This is a genomic window from Variovorax sp. 10N420 (assembly GCF_056394705.1).
In genome coordinates this window covers 744,807-754,635 of sequence record NZ_JBFTIJ010000002.1, presented here as the reverse complement: position 1 = coordinate 754,635, position 9,829 = coordinate 744,807, and the positions used below count along the sequence as shown (strand labels likewise).

Here is a 9,829-nt window from a genome sequence, read left to right as displayed (position 1 = left end):
CAAGGGCATGGACATCTCAGGGTTCTCACAGCTTCAACTCAACGCGATCGCGAGACAATTGAACGAGAGGCCGCGCAAGACGCTCGGTTTCCATACACCGGCTGAGATGTTCAGCGAATGTGTTGCATCGACCGGTTGAATCCGCAGCCGATCTGAGCCCTTGAGCTCAAGGGCTACCTAGGAGTACGGTCGCGCCGTCTAGTGGCAGCAATCACCGAGCGCGATAGCTCGGACAGTCGTGCAAATCCTCGCGGCCGGTGTTGCTCTCGCCGTAGGGCTTGACGCGGCGCAACATCGCTCGACGCACTTGGAGTCCGCTCGCAGGCGGCCATCAGTGGAGGTTGTGGCGAAGCGCACACTTTCGAGTGAAGATTTTTCTGCGGCTCCAGGCGGCACCTTAAGATCCGCGCGCGAGTCGGATGCCCCGCCAGATGGGAGAACCACTTGATGCACAGACCAGCGGCAAGCTCTTCGGCCGCGACATGGCGAAGGTGGCCCGGCGGGCTCTTGGTCCAATCGCTGAACCCGACAAACCAGCCTGTTCCGTTCGAACTCAGGCGTCCGGCGCCTTGCTTACAGCGGAGCGCCGAACTCTGTATTGCCCGAGTGCGGGCGCGACAAGTAGTCAGCAATCCAGAGACGTGCTTTGAGCGCCAAACGGCTGTGGGCATCCTGCTTGGATGCTGCAACGCCGGTCAGGGCCAATCGGCATATCCGCTCGCCATCACGGCAAACGTCGGCAAAGTAGTGAACCGTTTCGCCTTGGTCCTCGGAATCGATGGTCATCGTCCAATCGGCGGGCGCCAACGGGCCTCCCGGGTCGGACCCGTCAGGGTGGAGATTCATACTTCCTCACTCTCTTTCTAACGCCCGATGTTGTTGCCGGGGAGTTGGCGCCAATGCTTGGTCTTGGTCTTGGTCTTGGCCGCATGCAGCCTGCTGCCTGGCACCCCATGCCGCATTGAAACCGGGCTCGTCGTTCGCGAACACGTCTGAGAGGCTCCCCGGCCCTGTGTATCTCATGGCGGCGTATAGGTTCATGGCTTCGAGTGCGCTGCCTCTTTCCACACAGCGAGGGCCGACTGTAGCCGGACGCGGCGTCCCCATTGCGAGTGGACCAACCGACTGTCCGCCGAAAACTCGTCTCTCGGATGGTGGGTGATGCCCAGCTTCTCAGTTCAACTGCCTGTTGGGGCCGGGCGCCCCGGCGGCGTGGGCGTTCGCAAGGTCAGCGATGTAGTCGCGCGCCTGCTGGAATTCGATTGCCTTGTCGAAGTACGCAAGGGCGCCGGCATCGATGTGGCTCTTGCGCATGGAGGCCCAGCCGAGGTGGGAAAGCACGACCACCTCGATGTCCGGATGGTGCTGCCTGACGTGACGCAATAGATCGATTCCGCGGTCGTTTCCGCGCAACTTTGCGTCCACCACGACAAGGTCCGGAGGGTTCGAAGCGATGGATGCCAGCGCGCTGGCCACGTCCCCCGCATAGCCGATGACCGTGACCCCCGGTGCTGCCTGCAGCAGCGCGCCGAAGCTCTTCTGAATTGCCACGGAGCCGTCAACCAGCAGCACTTTCACCTCTTCACCTCGCGTTTTCCCGCTGCAGGTCATGTTGCCCGGCACGTCCGAGCTCCCGGGTTCGAGATCGGGCATAGGACAGCAGCTCGGTCGAGACGCCCCTTTTCGCCCACGCTCGGCGTATGGCGAGCTTGTGAACGAAGGCCGACGTGCCCGGAAGGACCTCGGGCCAAAAATAGGCATCCTCCAACTCGAACTTCATGACACCAGCCAAGCTGTCGCCTTGACGGGCAACATGAAAGAGCCCTTTGCTCACGTCCCGAAAAACGCGTTCTTGACCAACTTCGCCTGCTGACCAAAGAGCTCTACCGTCGCCGGCGAGCCACTCGGCTGCCTCTTGCAGGACGGACGCAATCATTGGCGCGTCGGAGAGCAGAGCTTCCTGGATGTTCATGGGCAAGCGTTCATTGAGCAACCCGCTGGGCCTCGACCGTCTCGTCAACAGCGAGAAGACGCGCGACCCCGTGGCTCAGACCTGGCACCGGGCGTCGCTCTGTCTGCCAGTGCCGCTTCAGCCTTGTGGTCAGCCATGTTGCGGATCACGTCCATGAACGCCAGCACAGCCGTGCTGGGGGGCTCGCCTTGCGGCGTAATCAGGCCGAAGTCGGGCATGCGGTTGGGGAGCTCGACCGCGATGCGCGTCAGCAGCCCGCGCCGTACATACTTGTCCACCAGCGCGGCAGGTTGCAGCGACAGCATGGTCGTGCTCTGCATCAGCTCCAGCGCGAACAGAAACGACGGCGTCTCGATGATGCCCGAGGTGAGCGACAGGCCTGTGCCACTGAAGATGTCATCCGACACCTTGCGCAGCGCAGTGGATGTCGGATAAAGAATCCACGGCCAGTTCGACAGTTCCCTCAGCCCGGGGGCATGCTGTCCGCACAGCGGATGGTGCACGCCTGCGGTGACCTGCAATCTTTCACCGCTCAGGTTTTCGTAGTGGAACTGGTCGCGCTGAGATTCGTCGATGAAACGGCCGATCATCACATCGATCTTGCGCTCGGCCAGCCACACGATCAGCTGGTCGCTGCTCTGTTCCAGCACCTTCACCACCAGCAGCGGCCGCAGGCGCTGTAGCTCGGCCACCGCGGCAATCAGCAGATGGGCCGCCGCACCCGAGATGGCGCCGATCGACAAATGGCCGTGCCCACCCTGTTTCAAGGTGCTGAACTCGTCCAGGAACTTGCGGTGGCCGTCCAGTGCCGAGTGCGCATAACGCAAGGTGAAGAGTCCCAGCTCATTCGGTTGCATGCCGCGCGGCAGGCGATCGAACAAGCGCGCTTCCAGCATTTCCTCGATGTCCATCAACACCTTGGTGGCTGCCGGCTGCGTGATGTACATCTGCTCGGCAGTCAGGCGCAAATTGCGCGTCTTTCCCAGGATGTCGAGGAACTGGAGATGCCGGAAACGCAGACGCGAGACTTGCGCCAGGATGAGGGATCTCCCCGAGGTTTTGCCTGAAGTCATCAGCATTTGGAATGGATGCTAGCGAAAAAGTCAGTGGACCGGCAGGGGGCCGTCACCTAGCCTACGGGTCCATCAAGTACGGCTCCGCAGAGAGCCGGCGCGTCGCGGCAAGGTCGCTGCACCCTGCATATTCCCATTCCGGAGACATCATGAAAATCAGATCATTAGGCTTGGCGACTGCGCTGCCGGCCGCATTGACCCGCCCCGCTTCGGCGTCGGAATCATTGAAAGGTTGGGTCATGTTCAGCAGACTTGGCTTGAAGAGCATCTTGATTGCTCTGCCAATCGGACTTCTGATTGCGAATGGCGCCTTGGCAGCTGAGCGGCCTGCGAACCCTGCCGATTGGCCGGCGCTGAAAGACGTATACAAGAACTACTTCCTGATCGGCAGCACCAATCTCAGCGCACGCAACTTTGGCGTCGACGTGGTTCCGGGTGAAAACTCGGTCGCCGCCATGACCGTGAAACATTTCAACTCCGTGACGCCCGGCAACGCGATGAAGCCGGAATTCTGGAATGGCGGGATCAGCAATCCAAACCCGGATTTCCTCACCAATTTGACTTCGGGCATCAACGCTGACATCGCCGCGGCCAATTCGCGGGACGTGAAGGTCAATGGGCACGTGCTGCTCTGGCACAACCAGTCGGCCCAATGGCCCGCCCCCAATGTCCTGACCTCGACTGGCGGATGGGAAACTCCCTGGGACTACGCAACGGCAAAGACGAATCTGGAGTATTACGTCCGGACCGTTGCCGGCCATTTCGATCGGGAACCCTTCAAGGTCTACGCCTGGGACGTCGTCAACGAAGCTTTCAAAGACAACCCGGACAACCCTGCCGACTGGAGGAACGCCCTCCGAACCGGTTACAGCCCCGAGGAGCGGCCATCTCGATGGGCCCAGGCCTACTCCAAAGGTGGGAAAAGCTGGGACTACCTGTATGACGCCTTCTACTACGCACGCCAAAACACGACGGCGATCCTGAACTACAACGACTTCAACGACAACGAGCGAGCCTCCAAGGCCACCGCGATCGCTGCGATGGTCAAGGAATTCAATGAACGGTACGCGGCTGAATCGGCCGTACGCAAGGGCCGAATACTTCTGGATGCCAAGGGAAACCCCAGGCCGCTGGTCGACGTCATCGGTACACAGGGGCACTGGGACATGAGGCTCAATCTGGACGCCTTCGAGAGGACCCTCAAGACCTATCTGGAAACCGGAGCGAATGTCGATCTGACCGAACTGGATCTCGCGCCAGCTCTGGGTCTGGACAAAGGCGAACGGATTCAGAATGGTCCTGAAATGGACGCCCTGTTCATGGAGCAGGGCATCCAGTACGCGAAACTTTTCAGCCTGCTCAAGGAGTACGCCGCCGGACCGGGAGGAAGTCACCCCGAGTACAAAGGGGGCGTGCACCGGGTTACCTGGTGGGGGATGACGGACCCGGGCTATCACACCAACGGGTATCCGTGGTCGGCCGTCGGTAAACCAAAGGAGGCGTACTGGGCCACGACAAACCCGGAGCAGTACCTCATCGATGCGGGCTTGCCGGCGCACGGGGTGACCGCGACCTTCAGCTATGGCGGAGAAACTTTCAAAGCCAGGACCTGGGGCGGCAAGAACGCTCACGCGATGCTTGACATCAACGTGCCGGTCGAAACGAAGAACGTCGTCTTCACCGCTGGCAACGTCTCCCTGCCCGCGGGGTTTGCCGTTGAGAGCATGAAATTCAACCCGCCCGACTGCGCCGTGATTCCCGGGAGCCCCTGCCATGTGACGGTGACCGCGAGGGGTCCCGCACCGGCAACTTCCCCTGTGGAGAACACGGCGACGTTCGTACTGTCCTTTGGCAAGATGACCGTCGGATGGATGGACGCCGCCAACGCGCTGGGAGCACCCCTGTCCTATGCGGAAGTTCGCTTCAGTGACGGCGTGACCCATTTCAAACAGTACAAGACCTCCTATGGGAGCGACGGCATGGCGAGAGCGTCCGGCGTCACGGAAACGAAGGCTGTGCCCAAACATGGCCACAGTACGCTCATCCTGTCACCACGAGACCCGGTTGCCAACCCGTTTGGATTGCGGTTGCAAAAGCATGCGGGGACGGAGAAAGCCTGGCGACTCGTCACGAGATTGGAGCCCGGGAGGACGTACATGGTCGTGTCTGGGGAGTCGACTCTCAACGGACAGACGCAGGCCGCTGCTTTGACCAACAGAAGCAAGCCCGCGACGACGGCTTCACCGGAATCGCTATCGCGCACGCCTGTCATCGTCCGTGGCAACACCCTTGTGCCATTGCGCAATTTGAATGCGCCCGCGAGTGAACCCGCTCTGGCTCAGGACAACCTCAAGTTCGTCTTCGAGGAGGCGAAGAGCCCTGCCGCAGGACCGTACGCGGCTCAGGAAGGGCACACGATGCAGAGCTTCATCCATGGCACCAATGCCTACCCGCATGTCGTGTTCAGAGGCAACGGAGCGAATGGCACCGTCGTGGCGGGTAAGCATTCGCTGATCACGCGGCAGACGAATGGCCAAGAGGGTTCGCAGATCGCTGATAGAGCGCTTGATCAGGCGGTATGGTTCAACACGCCCATCGACCCGAAGACCGGCGAGATGAAGATGTTCCTGTATACCGACAGGGGCGGAGCCAAGCAACACTATGTTCTGAAGGAAGTGGCCGATGGCGAGACGCCGAACAGGGACGCCGGGAACGCCATCAGTCAGCGGCAGGCGTCCGTTGGCGGGTTCGTCGCCATGCAGGCGGAGAGTCCCAAGGAGGGGACGAGTGTCAAGCTCTACGCCTACGACATCGAGCCCTACGCGCCGGGCAATGCGACGCTGCCGACGATGACGGAGCCCCCCCTGCCCCCGACGACGGAGCCGCCGCAGCCGGCGATGTCGATTGCCTTCCCATTCAGCAGAAGCGTGCCTTAGCGGGTCTCCGTGAACTTCCGCTACCTAGTGCGGAGCAGGCGACCTTCTGCTGCGCCCGATGCAGCACCGAGGCTAAACGTGCGAGCTACATAGCCCACCTTCAACTACTTTCAAACGACTATGAGCTCCAACAACTACCCCAAGCTGCCTCACACGCTCCGATACCGAGTCGACGATACCCATGCAGGACACTTCCAGCTTGTGGACGCAAAAGGCACGGTCTGGGCCGGGGAGGTCCCTTGCGCGGCAGCCGCGCTAGTACTAGCCGCGGCACCAGGGCTACTTCGGGGGTACGAAATCCTTCTTGGGGTAGCGCACGAATGCTTTCGGCTGCGCTGGAACCTTGGATTCAATGACCCCGACTTCGAAGAGTTCCTTGAAGACGAGGGCGACCTTGAGAGACGATTCCCCGGGGCACCCGCGTATGCAAAGTGGCTCCGAGAACGCTCGGACCGCGCCAGCGCGCTCCTCCTACCGGACGGAAGCTGTCCGGTCGAGCGATACGTTGAGGCGCAGGCCGACTTGTTTGCACTGTCCGAAGATTGACGTGACGTCGCCGTACGTGGCCGGTGTCAGGCGACACGACAAAACTGCCCCCGCATTCCCGACGGGCGCGCGATGGCGAGAGCCCGCAGTTCATGATGCTGCTCAATCGGCCCTAAAGCGTGACTTCGCATCTTTGTTCCTCTACACCGCCGACAGTTAGCAACTTTGTTATTCGCTTCGCAACCTTGTTCTGAGCGACCACCCGCCTTGTCCGTACGGGCTTCGGCGTTGAAAAAGTGCGTCAATAATCCGAACTCTGTAACAAGGAGTTCGTCCGTGAAATTGAGGTTCCCTTCGACAGCATGCGCCGTAGCCGCAGCGATTTCCATATTGGCCGCAGGCTGCGCGATGCAGCCCAAGAAGACTGCCGAGTCGTCCGACTCCGCCGCTGCTGCTGCCTCCCCCGCACCTGCGCCGGCCCCCGCGCCCGTCGCGACTGCGCCGTCAAAGCCCGACGCTTCGGCATCCAGAAGCACTCGCAAGGGCCCCGCGCCAATGACGTACGACGACATCAGAAAGGCCGCTCGCGCCGCCGGCAGTGACAAGGCGGCCGCGCGACGCCTTGCAGGAAAGACCGTCACCTTGGAGCTGGCGAAAAGCACGGACACCGATCGTGTGTCCGGCACGGCTTTCACCGTGCAAGGTTCGGACGACTGGTACTTCTTCTGCAGGAACATGCCGGCCGGCTTCCAGGGCGGCGAAGTCACTGCCAAGATCTTGAAGTACGCGTACCGCTCCGGGCCGGACATCATTGCCGTGGATCTCGATCGCTGCGTGCCCGAAGCCGGAGCCCCCGTGATTGCTGCAGCGCCGGCACCCGCCGCGGTTGCGGCGGCACCCGCTCCCGCCCCGGCTCCGGCAGCCGCGGCGAAGGGAGCGCGCCCCGGCATGGACGCGCAAGGCAACGTGATCGACTCGTCGAAGATCGAATCCGGCAGCGGTCGCACCGTCAAGGGCATCAACGACTACGAAGGAGAGATCACCGGCAATCCGGCCAAGAACTCGAAGTTCACGCAGTTGCAGATCGGAATGTCCGTGCGCCAGGCCATGGACATCGCCGGCCCTCCGACCGACCAGGGCGCCTACATGACGGGCAAGGCCTGGATCCCGTTCTACTTCGGGGGCGATCGGCATCGGTTCGAGCTGACCTACAAAGGCCAGGGCCGCTTGATCTTTGCCGGCGGTGGCATGGGAGATTTTTCGAGCGGGAACCTGATCTGGATCATTCATAACTCGAACGAAAGCGGCTACCGCTGAGTTGCTCCTTCGGGCATTCCCGATCCCAAACGGCGCGGCACGGCCTCATGCTGCACATTGCGCGTCGCCTGGGAAGAGCCCGCTTCGCGACAACAAGCAGGAGGGGAACCGCATGGCCAATGCACTGACCGACCGCACGATGTTTGCTGGCGTGCTCGCGCAGCTCGTTCGAAACAGGTGCGCGTCCGGTGCCAACCGCACATCGCGGACGGGCCTTCAGGCCACCATACCGGTCAGCGAGCGTCCCGCGGTCCGTCGCGGTGTCGAGGCGTTGATTGAGGCCGGGGTGTTGGCGATCCACGGCGAAGACATCGGGCTGACGCCGGATGGCTCGCAATTCCTCGCGCACGTCCAACGAGCCCAAGGCCGGAAGTCGGACCTCGAGCGCCATCAGGAAGACGCCGCCGCCCTGCAGCGCGTTCTGGAGGCGGTCGAGCACGACGAAAGGTTCGAGCCTTACAGCATGGAGGATGTTCGCACTCTCCCGGCGCGGCTTGAAAACTACCGCTCGCACCGGACACGGGCGGGCTTTTCCATGAGTCGATGGGCTATCGCCATGGTCGTTCTGGTGCTGGCGATCATCGCCCTCTATCTCGCCAGGCGCTGAGTCTGTGAGACTGGCGCCCAGAAAAAAGCCCCCTCACATTACTGTGCGGGGGCTAAATCCATCGAAGGACGATGGAGGAGACAACTGGGTGTCTTGCGTCAATAAAGTCCGTCGATCTTCTTGGTGGTGACGTAGCCGGAAACTACGACGGCCGCCACGGCGGCAAGACAGGTAAGTGCGGTAAACATTCGGAACTCCAAAAATGAGTGCGTTGACGCGATTATAGGGAAAACCCTAGTTCGCTGCCAGAGCCACTTCGGTCACTTCAAAGACGCGCCGAGTACGTTCCTACAATGGTCGCCCCATCCCTCGCCTATCGGAGTCATTGATGATCGTCGAGCGCATCTGGACCGGTAATGCCTACCGCAACTACAACTATCTGATCGCGTGCCCGGAAAGCGGCGAAGCACTGGCAATCGATCCGCTGGACCATGAAAAATGCCTGTCCACCGCGAAGGCAAAGGGCTGGCAGATCACGCAGATCCTCAACACGCACGAGCACCACGATCACACCGGAGGCAATGCAGCCGTGGTTGCGGCCACGGGCGCCAAGGTGATCGCGCACCACCGGGCCGGCAGCCGCATCACGGGTGTGGACCGCGGCGTTCAGGCCGGCGACGTGATCAAGGTTGGCAAGACCGTCGAACTCGAGTGCATGGACACGCCCGGCCACACGATGTGCCACATCTGTCTGCGCTCTCACACGGATCAGCCGGCGCTGTTTTCAGGAGATACGCTGTTCAATGCCGGTGCGGGCAACTGCCACAACGGTGGCAACCCGGAGGCGCTCTACAGCACCTTCGTCGACCAACTGGCGAGGCTGCCTGCCGACACGCGCGTGTATCCGGGCCATGACTACATCGAGAACAACCTGCGATTCACGCTTGCCCGCGAGCCGGACAATGCAGCGGCCAAGTCGCTGCTGCCCGAAGTCGCCGGGCACGATCCGGCAACGGCGCGTGTCACGACGCTGGGCGAGGAGAAGCAGTTCAACACCTTCATGCGCCTCGCCAGCCCCAGCGTCATTGCCGCTTTGCGAGAGCAATTTCCGGATTTGCCCGAGCAGCCCGATGCCAAGACGGTGTTCGTGAAGCTGCGCGCGTTGCGCGACAAATGGTGAAGCGGACGGGGTGAAGCACACGGCCAGCGCTTACCCCCTCGCGCGACTCGGGTCTGGCGGAGTCGACGGCAGAAGATAGGGAAAACCCTTATATTTTGGCGTCCATCCAAGGTACCGCCATGACATTGCTTCACCGTGCACTCACCGCACTTCAACGTCGCTTTCAGCTTCAGCGCGAAATCGACGAGAGCTATCTCGCCGGATCCGTCGACATCTATGACCTGGAGCGCCGCATGCGTCAACTCGACCATCGCCATCGCGACAGCCAGCAGCCGTTTCATCTCCGCCACTCGAACTGAAGGGCTCAAGCCCTCTTGG

9 protein-coding genes and 1 pseudogene are annotated in these 9,829 nt (G+C 61.6%); 6 read left to right on the top strand and 4 right to left on the bottom strand.

Annotation, left to right across the window (positions count from 1 at the left end):
- Positions 1 to 139 (top strand): annotated as a pseudogene (locus AC1DEK_RS08030) (IS30 family transposase); the annotation flags it as partial.
- Between the two features lie 434 nt (positions 140 to 573).
- Here AC1DEK_RS08030 and AC1DEK_RS08025 read toward each other — a convergent pair.
- From AC1DEK_RS08025 to AC1DEK_RS08010, 4 genes are all read right to left on the bottom strand, one after another.
- Positions 574 to 786 (bottom strand): hypothetical protein, encoded by a 213-nt coding sequence (locus AC1DEK_RS08025; RefSeq protein ID WP_478124685.1) that lies wholly within the window; start codon positions 784 to 786, stop codon positions 574 to 576.
- Positions 787 to 1,173: 387 nt separating this feature from the next.
- On the bottom strand, positions 1,174 to 1,572 hold the full coding sequence (locus AC1DEK_RS08020) for a response regulator transcription factor (protein ID WP_478124684.1): 399 nt from the start codon (positions 1,570 to 1,572) through the stop codon (positions 1,174 to 1,176).
- A gap of 10 nt (positions 1,573 to 1,582) precedes the next feature.
- On the bottom strand, positions 1,583 to 1,972 hold the full coding sequence (locus AC1DEK_RS08015) for a GNAT family N-acetyltransferase (protein WP_478124683.1): 390 nt from the start codon (positions 1,970 to 1,972) through the stop codon (positions 1,583 to 1,585).
- Positions 1,973 to 2,016: 44 nt separating this feature from the next.
- The gene (locus tag AC1DEK_RS08010; RefSeq protein WP_478124682.1) at positions 2,017 to 3,051 is read right to left on the bottom strand and encodes a LysR family transcriptional regulator; all 1,035 of its coding nucleotides are present in this window, start codon (positions 3,049 to 3,051) and stop codon (positions 2,017 to 2,019) included.
- A gap of 143 nt (positions 3,052 to 3,194) precedes the next feature.
- On the opposite strand from AC1DEK_RS08010, the gene AC1DEK_RS08005 reads away from it, so the two are divergent.
- From AC1DEK_RS08005 to AC1DEK_RS07985, 5 genes are all read left to right on the top strand, one after another.
- Positions 3,195 to 5,981 carry an endo-1,4-beta-xylanase gene (locus tag AC1DEK_RS08005; RefSeq protein WP_478124681.1) on the top strand — a complete coding sequence of 929 codons (2,787 nt, stop codon included), beginning with the start codon at positions 3,195 to 3,197 and terminating at the stop codon, positions 5,979 to 5,981.
- An 822-nt stretch (positions 5,982 to 6,803) separates the two neighbouring features.
- Complete coding sequence (locus AC1DEK_RS08000; RefSeq protein WP_478124680.1) at positions 6,804 to 7,784, top strand: hypothetical protein; 981 nt, start codon at positions 6,804 to 6,806, stop codon at positions 7,782 to 7,784.
- 112 nt (positions 7,785 to 7,896) lie between these two features.
- Positions 7,897 to 8,391 carry a hypothetical protein gene (locus AC1DEK_RS07995; RefSeq protein ID WP_478124679.1) on the top strand — a complete coding sequence of 165 codons (495 nt, stop codon included), beginning with the start codon at positions 7,897 to 7,899 and terminating at the stop codon, positions 8,389 to 8,391.
- Between the two features lie 328 nt (positions 8,392 to 8,719).
- The gene (locus AC1DEK_RS07990; RefSeq protein WP_478124678.1) at positions 8,720 to 9,511 is read left to right on the top strand and encodes a hydroxyacylglutathione hydrolase; all 792 of its coding nucleotides are present in this window, start codon (positions 8,720 to 8,722) and stop codon (positions 9,509 to 9,511) included.
- A gap of 119 nt (positions 9,512 to 9,630) precedes the next feature.
- A complete protein-coding gene (locus tag AC1DEK_RS07985) occupies positions 9,631 to 9,810 on the top strand; it encodes a DUF3563 family protein (protein WP_478124677.1) in 180 nt (59 codons plus the stop codon).
- Positions 9,811 to 9,829: the final 19 nt, after the last annotated feature.